Genomic DNA, 25,191 nt, shown 5'->3' with positions numbered 1-25,191 from the left:
GGAATGATTTCAGATCATCATCGAGTGACCATCGGCACATACTCGGGGATTTCCCCTGTCAGGTGGCGGGCAAGCAGCCGCGCCTGCAGCTCCAGCACCCGGCGGTAGCTCACCTTGTAGTCAAACACAGGGTGCGTGATCAGCGCGTTCATGCGCTGCTCGTAGGCGTGGAAAAAGGCGCGGCGCCCATGAGGAGTCAGGTTCACGGCATCACCTGCGCGCACAAAATGCACCGCTGTAACCATGCGATTGTTGATTGCCGTGAGCACCGCGCTCTCCGCTACCAGCGGGCGAAACTCTTCCATCAGGTCCAGCGCCAGCGCAGGGCGGCCGTGGCGCGGCTGATGGTAAAGGCCCACATAAGGGTCAAACCCCACCGCCAGCGCAGCGATGGTGCAGTCCTTGGCCAGCAGGCTGTAGGCCAGCGAGAGCAGCGCATTCACCGGGTCCGTAGGTGGTCTGCGCCGGCGCTGTGTGAAGTCAAAGGTGAAGGCCTCCGTCTCCACCTTTCGACGCTCCTGCGCCTTGCCGCTCAATTCCAGGCCGGGGATCTCGTCATCCAGATCATCTTCTCCCACTTTGATCATTCCGGCGAAATGCTGGAAGTACAATGCGGCAGCCGCACCCTCCATGCCCAGCAGCTCATCCAGCCCGCGTGCATTCGGCACACGTCCGGCGATCTCCCGCAGCCCCACCACCGCAGCGGCAGGTGCGTCACTGTGCAGGCGCATTAGCATCGTGCGGTGATTGCGTATCTTGGCCTGCACAATCCTCTGTGCTATGGCCAGGCACTGCAGCGGATTCGCCGCCGCCGCAAACTGCTGGATGCGCGTGTGCACGTTCTTCAGCCCGTGCCCCCGCGTGAGCCCGTAAAACCACCCGCCCATGCTGAAATACGCCACCGGGATCTCCTGCTCGCACAGCTCTTGCACCGCCTGCGTGCTGAGCTGGATGTTGCCAAAGAGCGCCACATGCGTCACGTCATGCAGACGCACCTCGTCCAGCACGCTGTCGCCATCTTTCACGATGAGCCGCTCGGATTTGATGCCGATGCGGCAGCCCTGCGTGTTCAGGTACAGCGCACGCTCGTCATCGCGCGCGGCGATGAGGCGACGCGGAGTCGAGGCTCCAGCCACAGGAAGTGCAGGGCGTAGTGATGTGCCCAAAGGCATCGGTGCTGGGACACGTGCAGCGCCCAAGCGCTGGCGGGAACGATCCTCCGCCAGTAGTCGCGTTTCATCTGGCAGGCAAACCGGTGCGAGGGAGCAGCGCACACACTTCGGGCTGTTCACCAGCGGCGGCGGGATCTCCGGCGAGGCAGCCACCTCACGTGCCTCCGCGATCTTCGAGATGATCCACGTCTCGATCTGCGGCGTCATCGCCAGGCGCACGCGCTGCTTTGTCGCGCGGTAATAGATTACGCCCTCGTCGCAGGTGTAGCCATTGTCGCGCAGGATGAGAATCTGCAGCCCCAGCTGCATTTTGTCAGCGTCCCACAGCTCATTTGTCTCAGTACCCAGCCGTGGTGCGCCGGCCTTGTAGTCCACCGGCGTCACGCTCTGCACCTCCGCGCCATCCGGATCCCCGGGCCTCCTGCCAAAGAGATCATCCACACCGCGTACGGCCATCTTTACCTCCACAAGATCCATCTTTGCCACCACGCCCAGACGGGTGGAGCTCAGCATCGCAGAGCGAGAGTGAATCGTTTCAGCAGCGGGAACCGTGTTGGGTTCCGCCAACTCCGGCTCATGCGTTTTCAGGTCGGAGAGATCCTGCTCACCACCTTCCGTCATCGCAGTATTCTCGGCAGGCTCATCAGCTCCGGCGGCATCCTCCTCCGGCTTCGGTTTCTTGCGCGCTCTCGGCAGCGCCCCCCGGCCCCGGTCCACCTTTTCATGGATGGCCGATCCACGCTCCGTGTCCGCGTTGCTCACGAACACGCCCTCTACCTGTTCGTAATAGAAAAGGCGCGGGCAATAGACAAACTCGTTCAGCATCCGCGCCCGCATCAGCTCCGCGGTGGAGTCCGGACCTTCACTTTCCGACTGCTTCTCCGATACTCGCGCCCGAGCAGGTGCCAGCACATCTTCCGCTTCAAATCCTCGGCGTACACGTTCGATGCCCCAGAGATCCAGCTCCGGGTGATCTGCCGGTTCCGGCAGTGGCTCATAGAGATATTCCGGCTCCCACCTTTCGGATTGATGCGGGTAAGGAGCACGTGCGGTGCGGTAGGAGGGCAGATTCATAAAAAGTGGCCCGCGACAGTCAGACCGCGCGGCTTCATGAAAAAGTGAATCAAGAATTTCAACCTACCAGAATCAGTGCTCTTCGTAAAGAAAAGTTATGCTGGTCTCCCGTGCTCCAGCATGGAAAGTTAATCCGAATGGCCTGTTGACTTACCAGCCTTGACAACAAATCCGCCACCTCTCCGCCTCGCCAACCTTTAATGCAAGCCTGGCAAGGCCGCCTCTATGATGGCTGGGCGTGGGTAAATGAATAGGGCTGGAGTTCACGCAAGCTGCTCAAAACCAAGGTGTGTACCTTGCAGCCAGATCGTGCCCTGAATCAGATCACCTCGTTTTGGCACGTAGCCATCCGACAGTGATGGAGGAAAGACATAGAGGGGTATTGTGGATCCCGTCTTGTTTTCGTCGTGCCGGCACTGCACTTCCAGTCGCCAGCCTTGTAATCCGGGTGCCAAACGTACTTTGGCGACTCGCAGGACCTGGCCGACCAATTCATGGTGGTCATGAAATGAAGAATACAAAGTTCGCATTTCTTCTGTCCGGAAAGTGACGGTCAGGTTAGGATCATTGGCTTGGTCATGCAGGCCTTCGGCATTCAATTCCGCGCGGCGTTCCGTAATCCGCGGCCCATTCTTGATGACAATGGGTTCCGCAGTAAAGCGTTCCAAGGAAAGTGCCAGACCTGCAAGTCCCACCTTCATGCGTCCACCTCGTCGCCATTCCTCTGCTTCCCGGCCAAACCGTGGGGCAAACCACTCAAGGCCATGACCGGTATCTGCATTAGCTGTAATGACGCCTTCGAAAGGACCATAGCTGTCTTCGACGCCAGAAATATCCAAGATCCAGGGTGAGGTGTGGCTAAGAATAGGAAAGCCAGACAGTAAATTCAGCGATTCCTCATTGCGTGGCTTCCCAAGTATAATGGAATAAATTACCTCTCGGCTCGACAGTTCTAGCTGAACCAATCTTCCAAAGTCAATCTGCGGCCATGGAATTTGAAAATCATGCATGGCAGTGGCTTCTTGAGCGGTAAGAGTCAGGAGCGAGATCAACGTCTCACCTTCCAGACCCAAAGCCGCCCAGTGGTCACCATGACCAAGCGGTTCGCCCTTCGATTCCTTCATGTTTTGGAGAGATGATTTCTTCATGTCGATGAATGTGGCAGACATCAGGTCTCAGAAACGAGCGCAAACAACCCGAAGCCAAGCGGGGAGCCATAATCCAGAGCCAGAGGGCCTTAAATTTACTGTTCAAACTCAAGGGTGAAAGCTCCGGTGTTTTTATGTCATCGCTGCAAACAACCCCATGCCGGTGAACTTACCGCTGCCAACGCAGATCGGGCCAGGGACATCGATGGTAGTGCCATCTGCGTCTCTCCACGTGATACGGACGTGGAGTTTGCGGTAGCGGCGGTGCTGATCTCCTGCCGCGTATTGGGTGGCCAGGGCGGTTCCAGGCCAGAAACCCGAGGAACGCCAGTCGAGTTCGGCATGGGTGGCCAGGACTTCTGAGTAGCCAGCTTGACGGATGGCTTTGCGCAGGAGGGCATCAATGCGTTCGTCGAGCTTTCCGAGCACGGCGGCTTTTTCCTCGGCAGAAAGCGTGTTGCCGGGTTTGAGTCGCTGGCGGAGCTTGCGGGGGTCATCGTAACCGGGGAGGATGACGGGGGTGACGGTGGCCCAGGTAGTGGCTGATCGCAAATAACGGTCGGTGGCTCCTTCAGAGCCACCTGACTGGCGTTGGAGGATGGCAATGGCTTCGGTCTTGCTCTCGTCGATGAGTTCGCGGGCTTCGAGCCGTTGCACGAGGCGTTTGAAGATTGCCGTGTCGCCGCTGCGGAGGGTGATCAAAACTCGGCGCACGCTGCTCACGACGAGTGATTTTTCTCGGGGTTCGATGCTAGGCAGCGGAATGAAGGCAAGGCGTGGGCCAGCGACAGCCTGATGGCTTTCGCCTCGGGCTTCTCCGTGACCAAGTACGAGACTGCGGCCTTCCTCGGGGCTTAGCCCCACGCTACGGAGAAAGTCCGGCTGGCTGGCGGCATGACGCAACATTCCGGCAATGTGCAGGCTGCGAAGGGTGGGATCAAAGGCCTTGTAACTAGCACCATCAAGGCTGCGAAGGGCAAAGATGGCGTGAGGAACGGCTGCGGGGTCGGAGTCACGCCTATAGCCCGCGACTTGGTAATCCGAGAGAGGCGGTACTGGGGCAAAGCCGCTGGCGGTGACGCGGTTGAAGAAGGCTTGGTGCCGTCGGGCCAGATCATCGAAGGTGCCAGGTTTGGGAGCACGGAGCTCGGCTTTGGGAGCATCGCTGCCAGGTCGCCAAGTCTCGCCAGCGAGGGATGCGATAGCCTCCTCTGGCACGATGGCGGCAGAGGCAACGACCAGATCGACTCCCCAGCCAATGTGAGTGATGGATTCCACAGCTTCGAAAAGCACGCGGCGGTGCTCGTCGAAGCCGGAAGGCAACCCGGTGGTGGACCAGAGATAATGAACAGCGCCTTCAGTGGGGAAAACCATCGGACGGATGGACTTCTCGGTGCGGTAATTTGCGATTCTGTCGTCTCCGCCTCGTGACAGGGAGCGGCCCACAAGGTCGCCTGCGTTGTCCGGCACATAGAGGCGGTATCCCTGCGATTCGCGGGCCTGCGGGGCGATGATGGCTGGCGGCGTGAGCTGCTCCAGCCATTTCAAGGCAGGCTCGGCATGGCGAAGGCCACGACGTTCATTCCATCGTGCGGCGGATGCGGCGACGATGGCCTGATAAAGCCGCAGTGGCGATGGCGGCCACTCGGGCTCTCCGTGATCGGCACGCCCGTGGAACGCGCCATCCAGGAAGCGGATGGTGATGCAAAGGTGGTCAGGCATGGCGTGGAGCGGTTACTTTTCCTTCTTGGCCTTGGGTTTCTTCTCTTTGGGTTCGAGGTCTTTTTTGGCTCGCTCAGCATCAAAGGGAACTTCGCGGCTTTCTCCGACACCGAAGTCTTTGGCTGCAGCCTTGGCATACTTCAGAACTTCATCATGAGTGACGGTGAATGGTTTGCGAGAACCGTTGGCATAGACTTCATCGGTTTTGCGCTCCTTGTCAGGATCAGACACGAGGATGGTGCCTTGGCGCAGATAGCCGCCGGGTAGCTTGGTGAAGGCGACAAGGGCAAGGCCGAGGATGTAACGACGCAGTTTCAGCGTCGCCTCAGCATCGGAGCCTGCGGTAATTAGCTTTAGAGCAGCAATGGCGAGTGTGGCATCACGACGGATGCCGCCTTTGGCGATAATGCCTCCGTGGGAGCCGGTGGCGGGGACGTGGATGAATCCGCGTTCGGCGTAGGCATCCTTGGCTGCTTTGTCCGTGGCTTCTGAGAGAAGGCCGTTGCCGACGTATTCTGTGGCAGGAACATATTGAGCTGAGCGGGTCAGCTTTCTCACGTTATAGGCGCGGATGGTGGAGGCGATCAGGCGCGGCATCTTGGCCTGCGTATCGCGTGAGTCCCACACACCAAAGACGAGCGAGGTAGGTGCGATCTTGGCGAGGCTTGTGGCATTTCCATCCAGCAGTGCCTTGAAGGCGTCTTGAAGTTCTTGCTGCAAGGACGAGCAGCGAACAATGGCATCTCCAGCGCGGTGCCCTGCTTCCAGGAGATTGATTTTTTTGGCCCCTGCGGTGATGACGACTTGAGGAACTAGCTCAGCCTGTTCGGGCTCGGCAAAGAGCGGCTCGATGCGATTAGCTTGGGAGCCTACACTGTCCACAAGGGCGATGTTCTCGCCATTCAGGTCCCCGTCGATGTTGTAGCCACCAGGGAAGCCATCACCCGAGGCAAAGGTGGATGGGAAAAGCACGCCATCTGGCCCCTCGACGGGGATCAGAGGCTCGCGCGTGACGATGGCGGCGGGGCCATCGGCTTTCAGGTAGTGGTCGAACTGTTCGAGGATATTGCTCATAGGATGTCGGTTGTGGTTTGGAGTTGGGCGGAAAGGAAGGCTTTGTGTTTGCGCTGACCGGTTCGATACCAGCTCTCAAACCGGTAACGTTTTGCACATGGGTCAGATAAAAGTCCGGCGGCAGCGATGGGGGCTAGCAAGGCCGGGATGGGGCGGCTCCAGGTGCGGTAGTCATACAGGCGGGGCTTGTCTTTGCCCGCTGGCACAGGGCGAACGCGCTGGAGACCAATAAGGCACAGAAGCTCGGCGGCGGGTGAGGCGATAGTGGTCATACCGAGATCGTTCGGGGCAAAGCCGACATCACGGGAATGGGCGTTCGGTCCGCGGCGGGCATCGAAGTAAAAGGGTTCAACTTTTTTGACCGGATCATCGGGATCGTAGGCCACCATGGAAGCATTGAGCAGATGCTCGGTGGAGAACTCTGGCTTGAGCATGGCCGCCTGCATGGCTTTGGCGATGCGGAAGCTCTCCATGGTACCAGCCCAGACTTTGAGGTCACTGGAGGCACGGTCGCCACCTTTCCACCAGTCGAGGCGCAGGCCGAAAGGCTCGGGGATTCGGATAGGTGAGGCGGTGCCGTCCGTCAGATCCAGCATCACCAAAGATGCCGAGGTGAGCTTGCGGATGATTTCTGGCAAGGCGGGGCTTTTGGCGATGTGAAAAGCTCCGTCTTCGAACCATCCCTCACTCTCTGGTGCAAGCCGGGACGCAAGTTCGAGCAGAGCGCAGCAGGCGAAGTAATGCGCGGGGTTCGTCACGTCTGCCTGCACTCGGGTGGTCGTGGTAGAATCAGGCATGATGGGTTAGTGGCAAAGGTTCGATTTCGGCGCTGGCTGCATAGTCGGCGGCGCGTAGGAGGGATTCGAGATAAGCGAGACCCCAGCGGCCAAAGCGGCGCTGGAGACGGGCAAAGCGCTGGGGCACCTCGGCGGCGGCCTTTTGAGCGGCCTCGTAGTCTGACTCGGGGTCGAAAGTTTCGTCTGCGGGCGACATCGGGAAGTGAGGCCGTGCACGACCGTGATGAGCGGCGACGAGGTGCAGAACGATGTCTTTTCCTTCGTCTGAAAGAGCTGCAAATTCGCGGAGAAGATCAGCATCAGACTCTTTGTGCTGGCTGGGGAAGGAGACATCGAGCAGAGAACCGAACTCATGACGGTAGGGATTGAGTCCAGGGCGAGGGCGGAGCTTTTTGCCGGTGATGGGGTGTTTGCCTGATTTGGCAAAGCACTCGGCTTTGTCGTAGTTGCCAATGCCATGCTGCCAGTGGCGGCGGCGTTTGCCGAGATCGTGGAGCTGGGCTGCAAGGATGACGCTGCGGCCCAGAGATGCGGAGAGGCTGAGCTTGGCGACGATATTGCGAGCGTGGCTGACGACGTCTGCGACGTGCTTATCAAGATAGACGGCGGTGGTGTTTTCCATGCTGTCTGCGCCTACGGCCTTTTTGGCCTCCAACCAGAGCCAGTACCGAGTTTTTGACGTTTCTTCCTCGGCTTCACTGAGGTCCTCATTTTGAATCAATGTGTCGATGAAGAGCTTGAGGCGAAGACAGGCATGTTCTGCGGGAACATCTTCTGAGGCGCTTTTCACGCGAACTCGCATGGCAGGGCCAGCGAGAATATCGGAAACATCGAGGGTGAGAGGTTTTTCCGGCGCGGCAGCCTTGCCATCAAGCAGGCCTCTTTCCGAAAGTCCACCGTGGGTCGGAGCCAGCAGCAAGGTCGCGTTGTGCAGCAGGGCTTCGTTGTCCTTTTCCACGAGTTCAGCGAGAGAGTAGGAACGGGAGACTTTGCCATCATTTGCAACCAGCCAGGGGCAAAGGGTGGCGGCTTTGTCATCGCCGAGACGTTTCACGATTTGGGCGAGCTCCTCCCGTACACGATAGGAGGGCGAGCGCAGCAGTTCTTGAGGTTTGAGCGGATACTCGCCGAGCAGTTCCTCCGGATCGTAAATCTTCGCGAGTTCACCAGTGATTGTTTCCACCTCGCTACGCCAGGCGATTTGAGTATCCGGAGGCTGCCACTCGGCCTCGCCATGCAGATAGTGGGCGATAGGTGGGCGTCCAGGCAACAACTCGCTAATGCTGGTCATGGCCCAAGCATCGAACAAAATGTCAGTGGCGGGACGGATGGTCGGAAGTGGCGAAAAGGCCTTGGCGCGCTCGTCAGCATCCAGTTTCCGAAGAGCTGCGGGACTGGCATCCTCATTGAGCTGGCGCAGGAGATCGAGCGTTAGCTGACGCGCAGCTTCCATGGGGTCAAACTTGCTGTCGTCGGGGTCGGTGTTTTTGAAAGTGGCTGGATGGACGACCTCGACGACGGTGTCCGTAAGCAGGCCAAAGCGGTTCACGCGGCCAAAGCGTTGCGCCATGCTCTCATAAGTCGAGAGATCACAGATGAGGTCGTCTGCGGAGAGGTTCACACCGACTTCTCCCGCGCTGGTGGCGACGAGATAGCAGGTGCCTTCGCGCGGCGGTTGCGCACCCTCTGGCCGGGAGGAAGGAGGCAGGAAGCGGCTCAAGATGGGCCTCTTGATGAGTCCTTCTCTTTCCATGCCGCGCATGGTGCCGGTGAGGACTTCGTGAGGCAGCTTTTCAGATTCGAGCGCTGAGGCTACTTTCTGAACTGCATCGACGGTTCGGGCGAAAATCAAAATAGCACGGCCCGAATCGCGCCGAGCCAGGGCTAGTTCGCTGAGCTTTGCAGCCAATGAAGCCGGCTTTTCATCCTCAATCGCGCTGAGCCGCAGGTGCTTCCTGGCGCTCAGCCGCTGGCGCACAACTTCGTGCTCTTCATCCGCTGGAGTGAGGGTAAAGGGCTTGCCTGAATCCCGGGCCGTGGCGGTGAGCTGCAGCACATGCAGCGGCATCGCGTCGCCGCAGCTTTTTTGTTCGTCCACAATGCTATCAAGCAGCTTTTGGAAGGCGGGCTCCAGATGAGCTTCATCATGCACCAGCAGCACATCTTGCCCAAGGAATGCAGCATGGTGGGGCCGCGTTTTAAATCCGCAGGTGTATCGGCTGAAAAGAAGCCCGCTGCCGATCATGTCCACCGTGCCAACGATCACCGCAGGCCGCGCAGGATCAGCACACCATTCGCGATTGTCCGCAAACTGCCCCCGCAATGTGCTCAGCGCCAAGGGCTCATCCACCGGCACCGCACACAGTGCAGTCAGCTTCGCGTTCAACTCAGGATTCGCCTTCAAACGCTCCCGAATGCGCTCAACCTCCGCTGAGGTCTGGTCCACGACGGTCCGGCGGTTCACCACATAGACGAGCCGTCTTGGAACACGATCTGGATGCGTCAGCAGCACGATCAGCCAAATCGCCACCACTGAGGTCTTGCCGATGCCTGTGGGCAAATCTGCCATCGAAGGCGGCTCTGAACAGAGAAGGCGGTCATACAAGGCTTGTTGCCAAGGGAAAGGAGCCGACTCCGTGAGTTCAAGAAAGAGGTCTGAAAATAAGGCAGAAGACATGCACGGAAAATATCTAAAGGGGTTGGGGTATTCCGATCTTGAGTTCCTAATCAAATTCGCACAATCAAAAACTGGCATTCTTGTGCATCATTCCATTCATCGCAGTTTTCACATGAGAGTCGGCGACTCCAGCGTGATTTGATCCAAACGCAGCGTGCGGTGGGCCTGACGGTGATGGCACCAGCCATTGACATAGAGAGCATTAGACTGTCCAACAGTGAACACCATCGATGGAGAAAATAGCCGAGGTTCACCTGGCATGCTGCCACACCAATATCTGAGTTGCACACTTTGAGAGTGCTCGACTGCCTGGATCAAATGGGCTGCCGTGGGATTCGTGCTCTCCCAGACAGGCTGGCGTGATAAGCTGCGCCAGTGTCGGAGCCATGGAGGGATTTCGATGTCCACCTTCGGAAGCGGGACAGGGGGATCAATAATGGCAACAGTGGGTGCGGTTCTGCCAGTTGTGGATGTAGCGACAACGGCGGTCACTGCATTCAAGATGCGAACGAAGAACGAGCGGCGTTTCATGGTAAATCGAATGGGCGATTCAAACTGCAATGACTCGGATACATTCAGGTGTGGCTTCGAGAATCTGTAGGCGCACTCCTGCTGGCAGATGTACCTGAAGAGTGTGCGGCCAAGGAACGGTGACAAATTGACCGCGCTGAAGACTGATCAGCGGCTCACATGCGCGGGCGTGCTGCAGATAGGTGATGACGGGTCGCGGCAAGCAGGCCCGGGCCTCATTTTTGCGAATGCAGCCATGACTGGCGATGCTTGCCACCGCAAAAACGAAGCCCAATGCCATCGCACCTGCGAGCATGGCGCTTAGGCAACTGAGAACGCACAAGGCGAACAATCCTGTGAGGGGTGAGGTATTCATCATTGCCTCATGGGTGTCACAGGGGGACGGACAAAGACTGACCGACCCCAATGACTTTTTGTTTTTGTTTGTTTAAGAAGGCTGAATTAAACTCGACTCACATGAATCTAAAATCGAACCGTCCGGCTCGAATGGGGACCAGTCGCGTGGCGGAATGGCGGGTGGGTCGCCTCATCAGCATCATCGCCTCAGGCAAGTACCCAAACTGTCAGACGCTCGCCCGTGAAATCGAAGTTTCTCCCAAGACCATCCAGCGGGACATCGATCACCTCCGCAATCAGAAGTGCCTGCCACTGGAATATGATGGGGTAAGGCACGGCTACTACTTCACCCGTCCGGTAAGTGAGATCGCCCCGCTTCAGCTGACACGTGGAGAACTGGTGGCGCTGTTTGTGGCTCAAAAGGCCCTTGAGCCTCTGCGAGGAACGCGCCTGCAACGACTGGTAGCGGAAAGCGTGAGCAAGATCGCGGCTTCTTGTCCGGAAGCCGTGTCCATCTGCTGGGAGGATATTGATGCCGCATATTCAGTGAAGACCACCGGCGTGATTGCAGCAGACGTCTCCCTTTTCATGCAGCTGATGGATGCCGTCATGAATCGGCGCGAAGTGACTTTTGACTATCAGAAGCTCAAAGGCGGCGGTCGGGAGATGCGGCGGGTAAATCCCTATCATGTCGGCCAGCTCCAGAATGGCTGGTATTTGATCGGTCATGATCATGCACGGGGAGACTTTCGCACCTTTGCACTGCAACGCCTGAGCGGTCTGGAAGTGCACCGCACACGTTTCCAGCGCGATGCGAGCTTCAACATGCGAAACTATTCAAGCAGCGGTTTCGGCGTTTGGGGGTATTCAGCGGATGCGAAGCGCTTCGAAGTGCGTATTCGCTTTACAGGCTGGGCCGCCCGGGTGGTGGCGGAGCGGCAGTGGCACCCAAGCCAAAGAATCACCCCGCTCAAAAAGGACGGCAGTGAGATCGAATTTCACGCTGAACTGGCTGGTTTGGAAGAGATCACCCGCTGGGTGATCAGCCACGGGCGCCATGCGAAAGTGATGTGGCCAGAGGAACTGAAGCAGAAAGTGAGGGAAGAGCTTTACGCAGCCCTACATAACGAGAGATTGTGATTATCAACCATCCAAGCGTGATGACCGAGCGGAATAGAATTTCGTGATGGTGGCTTTCCACTTGTCCGAGGAGGGGAGAAGAGCCTCCAGGTCTGCCTCCAAGGCTTGAGCGAGGCAGATCAGTTCGCTGTCCACCACACAACGCAGCTGGGTTTCGATCTTCGTCACTGTGTTTTCACCAATGTCCCAGCCCAGCACACCGCATCGTGCGGCCAGCATGGCTTGAGTCAGTCCCTTCTCGCGGCGCAATGTCCTGATTCGGGGGCCGACGATGTTCTGAGGGGACGTCATCTTCCGTTTTTGGAAGTTGACGCTAGCGGGGCACCTTCTAGAATAGCTTCCGAATTCGGAAGATTTGCGGAAGGGCGAAACTTTTTCTTATGGACTCCAGCGCGACAACAAGCCCAGCAAAAGACGCTGCATCTTCATCGGTCAAGGACCGAAAAACTGGCATTCAAGGGATGATCAAATCAGAGGCCTTAGGGCATTCAGGCCTATACCCGCAAAACAAATATCCATTAGATAAAATGAAACCTCTTGTTGCGCATATTGCTTGTATTTGTTTGCTCTTGAGCGCCGGGTCGGTCCTCGGAGCCGGCGTCGTTTTGATGAGGCAAACACCCGATGAAGCTGAGGCTTACTGGCAACCCGTCGAGTTCGAAAGCATCGAAAATTTTCCAACCGCAGTGGTCATTAAGGCAGAGGAAACGAAGCAAACCACCTCGATCCCCAGATACAAAATAGCTGAGGTCATTGAATTCCGTGATTTTAGTATGGCGTCAGTTGTCACTGAAGATCATATCGGCAAGCTCAAAGCCGAGCGGGAGGCACTCGCAAGGCGTGCGAATCAATGCAAGAAGGCAACTGCCATACTTTCCCCTATCGTGAAAACATACGATCAGGTGCTCGGTGACTTTGCAAATGGCAATGTGCTGGTTTCAGGAAAATGGGTCAATAAATATGACAATGAAGCCCGGATCAAAGCTGAAGCGCTAGCAGCTAATGCAGGAGCAATCTCTGAAGTACGTGTGGGGAAAAGCATTTTTAAAAATGTTCGTGTGACCAAGGTTGTGGGTGATCGAATAAGCATCATGCACGATGGCGGAATCGCATCGTTCAACTCGACGGAAACCTCGGAGGAAGTGCGTATGAAATTGGAAATTTCCTTTCCCAAGATATTTGCGAGCAAGCAGCCGGAAGCAGGGCCAAAACCAGCCTCGTCACTCCCTAGCGATACCAAAGTCACATCCAAGCCTTCGACTAAAGCGAAGGGCATAGCCGAGCTTGAGTTGAATGGTGGGTGCTGGCCTCCGGGGGTTAATGGTCGCTGGCCACCAGATGTGACTCCAGAGCAAATGGAAGAACTCGCCAAGCAGGGGAATGCCAACGCACAGTACTTGATCGCAACAAAGTTAACCTCCGTTCGCACAGTAATGGTATCGCCTGGAAGTCCGATTGGGATCGGTGTCAATGCTTCTGCTGTTCAGGGGCAAAGTCCGGTGCTGAAAACCGCCTTCGTTGATGTTCAAAGTGGGACTCAGGGCTTGAGGTTGTTACGACAAGCTGCGGATCAAGGCCATATTTTGGCGTGCATTACATTAGGGGAATTTTTCGAACAAGGAGAGGTTGTGGCGAAAGATATTAATGAGACTGTGAAGTGGTGGACCAAAGCTGCCAAAAATGGTTCCGAGGAAGCGATGAGTCTCCTGGGCAGGGGATGCAGAGACGCGTTCCTTTTTGTCAATTCATACATGTGGTTTTCCTTGGCGTCTGCGCAGTGCCGGGCAAGAGGAGGGGATTCAAAATATTACGTCGATCAAAAAAAGTGGTTGGTTCAACGCATGGAGCCACAAGATGTGAAGGAGGCCGAAAAGCTGATCGAAGAGTGGAAGCGAGAGAATAGCAAATGATTCTATCGGTTGATTCTGCTGCGGAGCGTTTGACGACTTCGGCTCATCACGCACAGCGCACTTCTGGCACTGCCTGCACTGCACGCATGATCGCAAGGCGGGTGAGGGCTGGCTCTTCAGCCAGGGAGAATGCGCGCCACCTTCCGCGAAGAGCCCGGCCTGCAACAACGGCTGGACGATGAAGCGGAGCTGCTGGGCTACACCATCACCAGGCATCCTCTGGACCGCTTCCCGAATGTGGACCGGCGCACCTACTGCCCGATTTCCGAACTGCACCACTACAAGAACCAGCGCGTGACCATCTGCGGCCTCATCATCGTCAGCCGCCCCCACCTTCTGCATTATTGCCAGCCAATGAAGTTCATTTCCGTCTGCGACCGTACGGGCATCGTGGAATGCGAAATTTTTGCCGTCGCCTATCTCGCTCATGGCCTGGCCACGGTGCGTTATCCCGTGGTACAGGTGACTGGTGAGGTGAAACCATTCGACAATGGCTAGGGATTTACGCTTGATGTGTAGCGGGTGGCTGGGCCGCGTTTGATTTGAAATGACGCCGCAAAAAGTGCGAATGTGTTGGACTGAAACCTCTGATTATCAGGTGATTGTTGAATTCTTCGCTGAAGCTCTAGCGAAAAGATCATCTAGATGATCATGGATCACACACTTGCTTGCGATACCTAGCTCTCCGCACCGCGACTGTGCCCTTCTCGAATCCCCATCGGCAAGCCGTCATTATGGGTGTTCGAGGAGAGCACTATCCGGCCCGCTTGATGCAAATCTTTGACGTTCAGTGTCTTGTTCAGTAATGCCTCGCTCCGGCTGAGGCTATCCTGCGTTACCCACTCAAAACAGCGAAGACTCAGAAAATCAGGTGTCTAAAGCCGCTTTTCATTACATGCTAGAAAAATGGATCGCAACGTTTTGATCGAAGACAACCTGCCTCTGGCCGAAGTGATCGCGCTGGAATATGCGAATATTCCTGGCAGCAGCGTGGATGACGCAAGATCTGAGGCCCATATGGGGCTGATGCGGGCTGCCGATGCTTACAGTGCGGAAAAGGGAGAGTTCATAAATTTTGCCTCCCGGGTGATTCGGAACGCACTCAACTCATTGTATGCCAAACAACTCCGATACTCACGCGTATTCCCAAAGGCACTTGAAGACCCTGTCGATTGGTGCAAGCTCAACACAACCACAATGACTGAAGGCAGTTCGTGCCAGATCCAAAATAACGATCCCAAACAAGATGTGTTTAAAGAAGTTCGCAGACATGAAACATTGGCGGCTTTGGGAGCTGTGTTGAGTCTTCTTTCGCCTCGGGAACGTCTGTTGATTGATGCGCTTAGAAACGGTAGCAGCTATGTCGAAATTGGAGAGAGCCTGGGCGTCACGAAGCAGGCGGCTCACAAAGCAGTGAAATCAGGTCTTGCCAAATTGCGGGAGGGGCTTGCAAGGATGGGGTATCGCGGGCTTGCCTCCGATGGGCAATTGGGTTCTGGCGAAAAAAACAATTCGAGCCAGAGCGGTTGACGTTTTTACGGGTGGTTTGTATAAAAGATTAAGCTGCTCCCCCCAAAACGTGAAACCTCACCAAGACAGTCCACAAAACCAATATTTGGTCCACAATCAGGGGCAGATTCAAGGACCATTTGAACTCGATTTCATTGAAGCCATGGTGATGTCGGGTGTATACGCGCCCACTGTAATGCTTCAGAAGGCTGGGGGAGCTTCACAAATTTCTTTTTCACAGCTGATTCATTCAAAATCGGGAGCATCCACTCTCGATCTTGGAGCCGCCTCCGTAAACCAACGAGAATCGAGAAGCACTCCGGGCGCTCCTGCAGCACGCACATCAGGTTCCAACCATGAATCCTCACCACAGACCGACATAACCGACACAAAACCGTTGAGCCTGGAGGCAAAATTCGCCTGGGGCGTCTGCATCGCAGGAGGATTATTGATTTTTTGGATGTTGGGAGAGCTCTCTTCAAAAAAAACTGCATTTGTATCTTCCTCAAATAATTCGTGGAAGCGTGATCAGCCACAACAGCCAGTGCAACCAAATGTCATACCGGTGCTTTCACAGCCTTCTTACACGCCCCCAGCGCCAAAAGCCTATACCCCTCCTCCTTTGCCTCGAACCACAGGCTTTTCGTCAAACTCATTCCAGACGTCTCAGTCGGCATCGACACCGAAATCCGCATCGCAAGAGTCAACGCAAGTCTACCGTGACTCGTCAGGACGAATGTTCCGCGTACCAAATTCGGCCTACTACTCACTGCTTGCAAAGAAAACAGCACTTCAGAGCCAAAAGGATGGTCTGGATCGAGCTGAAAATGAGATTACCGCACTTGCCTCTGATATCGAAAGCTCGCGACGTTACCTAGATCGTACCAGCCAATATTCAGTCGATTCGTTCAATCAAAAAGTGAATCAATTCAATGCAATGAATGAGCGCCTTCGGGGTGCAACAAATTCATATAACCAGGGGGTGGATGCCTTCAACGCCGAATTGGCAAGGGTCGGCACCCCTATTTATTAAAAATCCATGGCGATCCTCTCCGAAGGCCAGAACATTCGCGACACCTATGAGGTCGAAAGATTCTTGGGCGAAGGTGCCTTTGCAGAGGTGTTTCGTGTGCGACATCGCTTCTTAGGACGGCAGGCGATGAAAGTCTTCAAGTCTGGTGGCATGACCGTGGAGGATATTGAGGACATGCTCGGCGAAGCGATCATGCTATCAAAGATTGGCCATCCAAACATCGTCCGTGTCTTTGACGCCAACACAGTGGAAACCCCCAAGGGGCTCTTCGGCTACTTCACCATGGAAAACGTTCCAGGTGGCAGTTTGGACAAGTTTTGGCAGTCGCATGGTACGTCGTTCGTGCCCGTTGAGACCGCCGTTGATCTGATCAAGCAGGTCTGTCGCGGCCTGGCCGTGGCACATCGCGAGCAGCCCCCGATCGTTCACCGGGACATCAAACCACAGAACATTCTTGTCGGATACGAAACGGACGGATTGCGCGCACGTGTGAGCGACTTTGGCCTGGCCAAACGTGTCAATCCACTCACCCTGCTGGCGACCGCGGCCGGGACCATCAGCTTCAAGCCACCCGAAGCATTCACCGACAGCAAGGGGGACTCCTGCGCAGCGGATGTTTGGGCCATCGGCACCACGCTTTATCTCCTCCTGACCGATCATCTCCCCTACAAACTCCCCTCGGACCTTGGCTGGGGCGCTCGCGATCTGTTCAAGGAGCAGGTCAGGCCCGCCTCGGATCTCAATGCAGATGTAAACCGCGCGTTGGATGCCATCGTCTTCAAGTCTCTTGAGATCCGTCCCGCAGACCGCTTTCAAAACGCCATGGAGATGCTGGAGGCCTTGGAAATCTGGAAGCCAGGCATTGACCACATCGCGTCAAAAACCATGAACGCCGATGTTTCCAAGGCAGCATTGGGTGGAACGCATTCCTCCCCCAATGAGCAACAGGCGCACACTATGGCTAAGGACGCGATTGAATTGAAAAAACAAGGCCGCCTCGCCGATGCAGCGGACCTCATGGAGGAAGCCTTCAACAAATGGCCTGAACTCAGGCTGAAATATGCCCCGCAGGTCCGCCTTTGGCGCTGCGGGATTTCCATGTAGACCGCCCCATGAAGAATTCCGCTAACGCCAGCGATTGCCAGTCTCTCATGGAGGCATGCACGCTGGAACTGTATCAAAAAAGCATCTTTCGCATCACCGGCCTGCCGGTTGATGCCACTTCTAAAGAGGTCGCTCGGCAGGTTCAAAAACTGCAGATGATGGAGGAGATGTCCGGCGGTGGAACTCCTTCAACAACCGCTGCATTTCCCCTCGCTCCGCCTCCAACCACCGAACAAACCCGGGAGGCGCTTGCGCGAATGAAGGAGCCCGAACTCCGTCTCGTCGATGAGTTCTTTTGGTATTGGCCGGAGAAGTTTGGCGATAGCAAGAACGATCCTGCCATTCGAGCTTTGCTCTCTGGCGACGGTCAGGCGGCCATCGATCTTTGGGTTGATCGTGAGAACGATGGTTCCATCGTCGCAAAACATAATCTGGCGGTCATGTTCCACATGTTTGCGCTGGACTGGACGAACCACCATGTCGCTTATGAGATCGACGCCGGCCGCGATGAAAAAATCAAAAGCTACTGGCGTGACTCTTTCCAACGATGGGAGATTTTGGCGGATTCCGATGAGCTCTGGGATGTCGTGAAAGATCGGGTTCGGTCATTGGAAGATGAAGCGCTCACCACAGGCTTCGTGCGTCGGATGCGCCGTGTCTTGCCTCAGGCGCTGGACCGCGTGAATGCCGAAGCCGCGTTGAAGCTCGCCGAACAGGGACAAATGGATTGGGCCAAATTCCACGTGGACTTTATGCGGGAGACCAACCAGGGGCTCGACGATGTCGACAGCACGGCAGAGTTGGTGCTGGCACCCACGCGTAGAAGAATTGATCAACGACTGCAGGCTGCGCAAAGCAAGTCGGAGGAAACTCCCGACCAAGGCACTCAACTAGCTTCTGAACTAATGAATGCAGCGACTCCCCTGATGGGCATCTATGATTTGTTTCATGGCAAAGAGGCGCACCAGCGGAATGATCTCTTCGACGGCGTAGCGGAAACTGTGGCCGATTTGCTGGTCGCATATCAGAAGGCTACTGGTGATGATCAATCGTTTGTCAAACTCTTGAAGCAGGCCCTGCAGTTCGCATCGGGCATGCAAATTCGAGAACGGCTGATGCGAAACATCGCAATTGGCGAAAACAATCTCGCAGCCTCGCAACTCGCTCCGATCTTCAAATCGCTCAATGCGATTACAGAAAGCTCCCAGGATCCATCGCAAAAACTACAGCAAGTTCAGAGAACGATCATGACGCAGCTGCCGTCATGGGCATCGGCTCTTGGTCCAGGATCCGAAACCTACAGCAATCTTGTCAACACCGTAGCGATTGCATTGCGCAATATTTCAATCGCGGCACACAACGACACCAATGACACCTCAACGGCCACTGCGGCCATTGGCCTAGCCCTTAAGCTGGCTGTCGATCCCGACCTGAAAAGGCGTATGATGGATGACAAGGCAACCTTGGACGGAATCATGAGGCAACAAAAGCAGTGGGACAGGACTGTCAAAATTCGCTCTGATGAGTTCGAGATAACCCAGGACTTTGTACGCTACAACAGCACTAAAATATCTTCGGCAGACATCACAGGCTTGCGATTCGGCATTTTCACTCAAATCACCAACGGAATCGCCAGCAGTTCATACAAGATAGGTGTTCGAGGACGAGATGCTGAGTTTTCGGTTGAGTGCAAACGCTTCTTTCGAAGTGATGCCCAAGCGAAGATTGACTTCACAGCGATACTTGAATCACTGTTTCAGCAGATACTGCCGAATTACGTGACCGCCCTTGCAAACAACATCACATCTGGCCGAAAAACAGTTCAAATCGGTCCGCTACAGCTGACTAAGAACGGCGTAAACTGTGAAACGGGGTCGTTATGGTGGAAAAAGCAGATTCTGGTCCCATATACAAACCTTGGATTCGCTGACTACCAAGGTCATGTTCATGTTTCTGCCGCTGCACCAGAGAAAATTCACTTCGCGTTAGATCGCAGGGAAGTTTGGAATGCCGTAATTCTCGAGAAGCTGGTCGAGATCATAAAACTCATGTTGGCAGGAAACTTTAAATGACCAGGAAGAACCAAAAACCTATGAAAGCGCCACACGAACTCTCCTTGCCGCAACTTTCCATGCCTGACTCACATCAATTCGCAAAGGACCTGTTGCAAGTCCCGACTGGGGCGCCGGGCGTCCCAAACCGGGACTCGGCCCAAGTCAGTGATCCCGACCTTCAAGCCTGCATGAAAGCCTTGATTGCAATTGCAAACCAAAGCTGGCGAATCGGCGGCGCGCTTATTGAAGTTGAAACGAACGAACCCAAATCAGTGTTATCGCCGCAGGAGATCAAGAAGCTATCCAAAGCACTGGAAACAATTTGTGAAGCCACCCAGGCCCTCGGCATCCGAGTGATCGACCGTTGCAATGAAGACTTTCATCCAGGACTGCCCGACCAGGTTGTTACCGAGGAACCGCGTGAGGGGATTTCAAAAGAACGGGTCATTCGCACGATTCGTCCAACCATCATGTGGCACCAGACCTTGGTGCAACGGGGAGAAATCGACATCGCCGTTCCGACCAAGAAATAGATCAAGTTTACGACCATGAGCAGAAGCACCATTGACTTTGGAATCGATTTGGGAACCACCAACAGTGCCATTGCGGTCCTGGATGGGGTAGAACCACAAATCATCAAAAACTCGGACGATCAGGATGTTACTCCGTCCGCCGTATTTATCAACAAGCAGGGAGCGCTCTGGGTCGGCTCACGCGCCAAAAGTGCAACGATAGGCAAGCGCAGTCACGAAGACGCTTATACGGAGTTCAAGCGGCAGATGGGAACGCCGCACATGTATCGTTTTGCGTCCAGTGGCCAACAGAGAAAGCCCGAAGAATTATCAGCCGAGGTGCTCAAGGCACTCCGGGCTTCGGTCGAAGCGAAAACTGGTGAAATCATACAATCCTCTGTCATCACCGTCCCGGCCGCCTTCGAGTTACATCAATGCGATGCTACCCGACGCGCGGCGGAACTTGCTGGGTTTGTATCCAGCCCGCTGGTGCAAGAACCGGTGGCAGCCGCCCTTGCATATGGCTTCCAGATCGACTCCGAGAAGGCTTATTGGCTGGTTTATGATTTTGGCGGTGGCACCTTCGATGCAGCGCTCATCAAGGCAGAGGAAGGTATGATCAACGTGGTCCACCATGGTGGTGACAACTTCCTCGGCGGCTCGGACATCGACTGGGCAGTCGTTGAGAAACTCATTATCCCGCAATTATCCAAGAATTTTGATCTCCCCGGCTTCGCCCGTGGCTCAGAGCGCTGGAGACTCCAATTGCTCGGAATTAAACACGCCGTCGAGACTGCCAAGATCGAGCTGTCAACCAAAGACAAAACAACCTTAGTCGGCGACCTGGTTTTTGAAGATGCCTCGGGAACACCCGTCGAATGCGATGAGTTAGTTTTGACTCGAACCGATTTGATCTCAGTCGCAGAGCCGATCATCAGTCGCTCACTGGAAATCTGCCGTCGCGTGCTCAAGGAAAAGAATCTCGGCCCCCAAGCAGTGCAAAAAGTGATTGTGGTCGGCGGCCCGACCAAGGCTTCATACTTTCGCGAGATGTTGAGCGCCGGGCTCGGAATTCCAATCGATTTCAGCCAGGACCCCTTGACGGTGGTCGCACGCGGCGCCGCCGTGTTTGCCAGCACCCAGAAGATCGACACGAAACTTCAAAAGAAGGCCGCCGCAGGAGAGTTTCAGGTTAACATCTCGGACAAATACAAACCGGTGGGGCATGAGAATGACCCTTTGATTTCAGGTAAAGTTGTCGGAGCCGATGGTTCCTGCCCGGACAGGCTAACCCTTGAATTCGTAAACCGGGACACCAAGTGGCGAAGCGGGCAGGTTCCGCTCAATGCGGAAGGGGCCTTCATGGCCAACCTGCTGGCCGAGAAAGGTTCGCGTAACACATTCCACATCGAACTGACGGACCGTCATGGAACGCTCCAAAAAGCCGTGCCGGATCATGTGGTTTACACAATCGGTGCCGTCATCGAAGAGCAACCACTGCTAAAATCGATCGGCCTCGGTAAGGCAGACAACAAGGTTGATTTCTTCTTCAAGGCGGGCGCAGGGCTACCGCAAAAGAAACGTTGGCCAACAGCCTACAAGACCACTGTTGCCCTAAGAGCGGGACAGCCGGGCGAACCCGTCCGAATTCCAATTGTAGAGGGAGACAACGAGTTAGCTGATCGCAACAGAGTAGTTGGGGAATTGAAAATCGAATCGTCGATGATACGCCGTGATCTGCCTATGGGATCGGATGTCGAAGTGACTCTGCGAATCAGCGAATCCAGAACACTGACACTGGAAGCCTACTTCCCCCTGCTAGATGAAGACTTCACGGAACAGATCGATGTCGAAAAGGCATTGGCAGATCCCGCACTTATCACGGAGACGCTTCGCGGCGAAAAGAAGCGAGTAGAGGAACTATTAGAGCAGGCGGAAAATGCCGGCGAGAACGCTCTCGTCGAGACCCTTGAAAGCCTGCAGTCCGAGAAGGAGCTCGATAATGCCGCAGGGGCCGCCAAGGGTGATCCCGCCGCCGCAGAGAAGGCACAAGCCCGCTTGCTGGAGCTGCAACTCCAACTCGATGCCGCTGAAGAGAAACTCAAATGGCCTGCCTTGGTAGCAGAAGCTCGCGAACTGCAGGAGGAACTCAGTAAACTGGCACGGGAACACGGCAATAGCGCACAATGTGAAAAGGTGGAAGAGTGGTCCGAGTTGGTTGATTCCGTCATAGCCAAAAAGCAGACCGACCGGCTGGCCAAACGAATTGATGAAGGCAGGACGTTATACGCTCATATCCTATTCTCACTTCCGGCCTTCTGGGTGGGACAGTTCCAACGCTTTGATCGGGAAAGACACAAATTCATCGATGCTCCTGCCGCGGATCGACTCCTGGAGAGAGGCCGCAACTACCTTCAGCAAAACAATGTTGAGGGACTAACCGACGTGGTGAGAAAGCTTTGGGATCTCCTGCCACGCGAAGAGGCGGAGAAGGCACGTCGCGGAATTGGAGCCACCATTCAATAAGACTTTATGCCTGCCGCACCCATTGGGGAGAACCAAGAGGTTACGCGCCTTGTGCGACAGTTCGACGAACGCTTGCGCCTAGCGCGGGCCACCGAACTGGCTTCCTGCAACCGCCTTCTTGAGGCGGAGTCTCTGCTCTGCCCCGGAGGAGCAGCAGCCGCAAGTGTGGCCGAGTTGGATTTGCTGGCGCGAGTTCATGTCAAACAAGGTCGTTTCGATGCCGCAAAGAGACGGTGGGAGGAAGCTGCCAGCCGTTCGACCGAGAGAGCGGCCGAGATGGAGCGGTGTCTCAAGGCACTGGACGCTTATGCGGTCCAGCACTACAGGCGCCGTTTGGTGATCTGGTGGACCTCGTTGTTGCTTCTGACACTCTGGCTTGTCATCAGTTTTTACGTGATACTCAAACGTGGTTCCCCCTTCCCTCCTTGATGAAAGCGGTGTCCATACGTCATTCGGAGGCCCTGCTGATCGCATGGCGGCTCGCAGAATTCGAAGCCGCTAATCTCGGCCAGAGTGAGCTGGACCCGGTACATTTCTTCCTTGGCCTGCTGAAGCTCGTCGAACTGGATGTAGCGTCCATATTGAGTGACCAGAGCTCCCTTTCACCTGATCGTATTCAGCAGGAGACGCAGTCGGTGAGACGCTTGGGTGAGTGCTTTCAGGGCGTTGGAGTCGACACGACTTCAACAAGGCGCAGATTGCGTCGAGCCTTGCCGAGGGGAGAGACGGTTTATCAAAAGGGAGATCACGTCCGCAGGAGCGCCCTTTCAAGACAGATGTTTGTTCGAGCGGAAGAAATGGTGACCGACAAAAATGCACCGCTGGAGCCATTGCATCTTTTGACCAGCCTTCTAAACCCAGGCTGCGATTGGGTGGACGAGGCTTTGACTCAAGCCGGAACATCCGTCTCAGAGTTGCTGGGAGCCTGTGGCGCACCACGGCCTGACATCGGAGCCTCACCGGAGATTCTCAGAGGGAAAGGTCTCGAAAAGCAGCAGCCCCCTCCCGCACCAGAGAACAAGCCAGTACCCAAAGGCACCTGGGATCGATGGGGACGCGACCTGACTGAACTGGCGAAGAATGGCTGCTTGTCTCCGGTAATCGGACGCAAAGACGAGATGCGCTCACTGGTTCAGGTGCTCTCACGCAGTCGCAAGAACAACGCCATACTCATCGGCGAAGCCGGAGTCGGCAAAACAGGCGTGGTAGAAGGTCTGGCGCAGCGCATCGCCGACGGCACCATGTCGGCCGGCGTTGCGAACAAACGCATTTTCGAGATCTCCATGGGTAGCCTGATTGCCGGCACAAGTCTCCGCGGGGACATGGAGGAACGTTTACAATCCCTAATAGCCCGCGCACGCCGGGATCCCGAGCTGATATTGTTTATTGATGAGATCCATTTACTGGTAGGTGCAGGACAGGGCTCAGGATCAGCCATGGATGCAGCCAACCTGCTCAAGCCAGCCTTGGCGCGCGGAGAGATTTCCGTCATCGGTGCAACGACAACACAGGAATATCGGAAATTTATTGAGACGGACTCCGCCCTCGCCCGAAGATTCGAAATCATCGAAGTCCCCGAACCATCCCGCGACGAGGCTGTTGCCATCTTGGAAGGCCTGCGGGAACGAATGGAAAGTCATCATGGTGCGAAGATCAGTGCCGAAGCAATAGAAGCCGCTGTTGACCTGACGATTCGCTATTTGCCTGCTCATCGGTTGCCCGACAAAGCCATCGATGTGCTCGATCAGGCCTGCGCCCAGTCCCGGATGCGTTCCCTCTCGGGTGACTTCAGAGCCCGGTGCAAAACTGGACTCTCCATCGAGCGCACCGATGTCGCAGCCGCTGTGGCCCATCGATGCAAGGTTCCCGTTGGTGACCTGACCGAGGACGAGTCAGCTCGATTGCTGCGTCTGGAGACTGATCTCGAAAATAGAGTGAAAGGACAACGCCGGGCCATCGAGGTGGTCAGTGAGGCAATTCGCCTGGCACGCTCGGGACTCAGGCAGGGTGGAAGGCCCGTTGGAGTGTTTTTGTTCGCCGGCCCCAGTGGCACAGGCAAGACGGAGCTCGCAAAGGCACTGGCCGGGTGCTTGTTCGGGAGCGAACAGAAGCTCATCAGGATTGACATGTCAGAGCTGATGGAAGCACACAGCGTCTCGAAACTGCTCGGTGCACCGCCAGGATTCATCGGTCACGACCAAGGCGGCCAGCTCACCGAGCGGGTCCGAAACCAGCCACATAGTGTAATTTTGTTAGATGAAGTTGAAAAGGCACATCCAAAGATCCTGGACATTTTCCTCCAGATTTTCGACGACGGATTTGTTACGGACTCTCATGGGGTTCGTTGCGATTTTCGTGAGTCCATCATGATCATGACCTCGAATATTGGGGCGTCTGAGGGCAAGACTTCGATCGGATTTCAACAGGCTGATGATGAGGAAAACCCGGGCGACAGGCTTGAACAGAGTGTCCTTGCAGATGCCAGAAAGCTTTTCCGTCCGGAATTCATTAATCGATTAACAGACATTGTTCCGTTTAAACCTCTCGGTTCCGAAGAAGTGAAGCAGGTTCTGGCACTGATGATTGATCGTTTGAATGAACGACTGAAAAGCAAAAAGATCACCCTCGAACTTACACCCGAGTCGCAGGCGCTGCTCATTGCCCAAGGCTCCAGCAAAGAATATGGCGTACGTCACCTCGAACGAACCGTCGAGCGGCTCATTTCCAGACCGTTATCAGAAATCATCATCGCGGGACGAATCGAACCTGGTGTCCACTTCTTGGCACAGGTTGCCAACAGCCATATTCAAATCGCCAGATTTAATTCATGAAACACGTCTGCGCTTGAAGCCCTGGAGATTTTCCACTCCAC

General features: G+C 55.6%; 20 protein-coding genes. 11 read left to right on the top strand and 9 right to left on the bottom strand.

Annotated elements, in window-relative coordinates; genetic code table 11:
* Positions 1-17: 17 nt before the first annotated feature.
* The 8 genes from cas1 to ACILSQ_RS19910 form a co-directional block, all read right to left on the bottom strand.
* Positions 18-2,246, bottom strand: coding sequence for a CRISPR-associated endonuclease Cas1 (cas1, locus tag ACILSQ_RS19945; RefSeq protein WP_395745414.1), 2,229 nt, complete (start codon positions 2,244-2,246; stop codon positions 18-20).
* 263 nt (positions 2,247-2,509) lie between these two features.
* Complete coding sequence (locus ACILSQ_RS19940) at positions 2,510-3,415, bottom strand: hypothetical protein (protein WP_395745413.1); 906 nt, start codon at positions 3,413-3,415, stop codon at positions 2,510-2,512.
* A 111-nt stretch (positions 3,416-3,526) separates the two neighbouring features.
* Entirely contained in the window at positions 3,527-5,116 is a 1,590-nt protein-coding gene (gene csb2 / locus ACILSQ_RS19935; protein WP_395745412.1) for a type I-U CRISPR-associated protein Csb2, read from the bottom strand.
* A 12-nt stretch (positions 5,117-5,128) separates the two neighbouring features.
* Positions 5,129-6,190 carry a type I-U CRISPR-associated RAMP protein Csb1/Cas7u gene (gene cas7u / locus ACILSQ_RS19930; protein WP_395745411.1) on the bottom strand — a complete coding sequence of 354 codons (1,062 nt, stop codon included), beginning with the start codon at positions 6,188-6,190 and terminating at the stop codon, positions 5,129-5,131.
* The gene (locus ACILSQ_RS19925) at positions 6,187-6,987 is read right to left on the bottom strand and encodes a hypothetical protein (RefSeq protein WP_395745410.1); all 801 of its coding nucleotides are present in this window, start codon (positions 6,985-6,987) and stop codon (positions 6,187-6,189) included. Before ACILSQ_RS19925 ends, cas7u begins: the two co-directional genes overlap by 4 nt.
* Positions 6,980-9,742: a type I-U CRISPR-associated helicase/endonuclease Cas3 gene (gene cas3u, locus ACILSQ_RS19920; protein WP_395745409.1), complete on the bottom strand. Its 2,763-nt coding sequence runs from the start codon at positions 9,740-9,742 to the stop codon at positions 6,980-6,982. The genes ACILSQ_RS19925 and cas3u overlap by 8 nt, the downstream gene beginning before the upstream one ends.
* A 30-nt stretch (positions 9,743-9,772) precedes the next feature.
* Positions 9,773-10,195 (bottom strand): WYL domain-containing protein, encoded by a 423-nt coding sequence (locus ACILSQ_RS19915; RefSeq protein WP_395745408.1) that lies wholly within the window; start codon positions 10,193-10,195, stop codon positions 9,773-9,775.
* Between the two features lie 19 nt (positions 10,196-10,214).
* Positions 10,215-10,553, bottom strand: a complete 339-nt coding sequence (locus ACILSQ_RS19910; protein ID WP_395745407.1) for a hypothetical protein — start codon at positions 10,551-10,553, stop codon at positions 10,215-10,217.
* A 98-nt stretch (positions 10,554-10,651) separates the two neighbouring features.
* Here ACILSQ_RS19910 and ACILSQ_RS19905 point away from each other — a divergent pair, with 98 nt between their 5' ends.
* Positions 10,652-11,671 carry a helix-turn-helix transcriptional regulator gene (locus tag ACILSQ_RS19905; protein WP_395745406.1) on the top strand — a complete coding sequence of 340 codons (1,020 nt, stop codon included), beginning with the start codon at positions 10,652-10,654 and terminating at the stop codon, positions 11,669-11,671.
* Between the two features lie 3 nt (positions 11,672-11,674).
* Here ACILSQ_RS19905 and ACILSQ_RS19900 read toward each other — a convergent pair whose 3' ends face one another.
* The gene (locus ACILSQ_RS19900) at positions 11,675-11,962 is read right to left on the bottom strand and encodes a helix-turn-helix domain-containing protein (protein WP_395745405.1); all 288 of its coding nucleotides are present in this window, start codon (positions 11,960-11,962) and stop codon (positions 11,675-11,677) included.
* 89 nt (positions 11,963-12,051) lie between these two features.
* On the opposite strand from ACILSQ_RS19900, the gene ACILSQ_RS19895 reads away from it, so the two are divergent.
* From ACILSQ_RS19895 to ACILSQ_RS19850, 10 genes are all read left to right on the top strand, one after another.
* Entirely contained in the window at positions 12,052-13,581 is a 1,530-nt protein-coding gene (locus ACILSQ_RS19895; protein WP_395745404.1) for a tetratricopeptide repeat protein, read from the top strand.
* Positions 13,582-13,710: 129 nt separating this feature from the next.
* Positions 13,711-14,079 carry a hypothetical protein gene (locus ACILSQ_RS19890; RefSeq protein ID WP_395745403.1) on the top strand — a complete coding sequence of 123 codons (369 nt, stop codon included), beginning with the start codon at positions 13,711-13,713 and terminating at the stop codon, positions 14,077-14,079.
* Positions 14,080-14,487: 408 nt separating this feature from the next.
* Positions 14,488-15,111 carry a sigma-70 family RNA polymerase sigma factor gene (locus tag ACILSQ_RS19885; protein ID WP_395745402.1) on the top strand — a complete coding sequence of 208 codons (624 nt, stop codon included), beginning with the start codon at positions 14,488-14,490 and terminating at the stop codon, positions 15,109-15,111.
* Between the two features lie 49 nt (positions 15,112-15,160).
* Complete coding sequence (locus tag ACILSQ_RS19880; RefSeq protein WP_395745401.1) at positions 15,161-16,123, top strand: hypothetical protein; 963 nt, start codon at positions 15,161-15,163, stop codon at positions 16,121-16,123.
* 6 nt (positions 16,124-16,129) lie between these two features.
* The gene (locus ACILSQ_RS19875) at positions 16,130-17,227 is read left to right on the top strand and encodes a serine/threonine-protein kinase (RefSeq protein ID WP_395745400.1); all 1,098 of its coding nucleotides are present in this window, start codon (positions 16,130-16,132) and stop codon (positions 17,225-17,227) included.
* 8 nt (positions 17,228-17,235) lie between these two features.
* Positions 17,236-19,299, top strand: a complete 2,064-nt coding sequence (locus ACILSQ_RS19870; RefSeq protein WP_395745399.1) for a hypothetical protein — start codon at positions 17,236-17,238, stop codon at positions 19,297-19,299.
* Between the two features lie 170 nt (positions 19,300-19,469).
* Positions 19,470-19,814 carry a hypothetical protein gene (locus tag ACILSQ_RS19865; RefSeq protein ID WP_395745398.1) on the top strand — a complete coding sequence of 115 codons (345 nt, stop codon included), beginning with the start codon at positions 19,470-19,472 and terminating at the stop codon, positions 19,812-19,814.
* Positions 19,815-19,829: 15 nt separating this feature from the next.
* Positions 19,830-22,319: an Hsp70 family protein gene (locus ACILSQ_RS19860; RefSeq protein ID WP_395745397.1), complete on the top strand. Its 2,490-nt coding sequence runs from the start codon at positions 19,830-19,832 to the stop codon at positions 22,317-22,319.
* A 6-nt stretch (positions 22,320-22,325) separates the two neighbouring features.
* Positions 22,326-22,748: a hypothetical protein gene (locus ACILSQ_RS19855; RefSeq protein WP_395745396.1), complete on the top strand. Its 423-nt coding sequence runs from the start codon at positions 22,326-22,328 to the stop codon at positions 22,746-22,748.
* The gene (locus ACILSQ_RS19850) at positions 22,748-25,150 is read left to right on the top strand and encodes an AAA family ATPase (RefSeq protein WP_395745395.1); all 2,403 of its coding nucleotides are present in this window, start codon (positions 22,748-22,750) and stop codon (positions 25,148-25,150) included. Before ACILSQ_RS19855 ends, ACILSQ_RS19850 begins: the two co-directional genes overlap by 1 nt.
* Positions 25,151-25,191 lie beyond the last annotated feature (41 nt).

The organism is Prosthecobacter sp., assembly GCF_044227185.1.
Lineage (GTDB): Bacteria > Verrucomicrobiota > Verrucomicrobiia > Verrucomicrobiales > Verrucomicrobiaceae > Prosthecobacter.
This window is presented reverse-complemented; position numbering and strand designations above follow the sequence as displayed.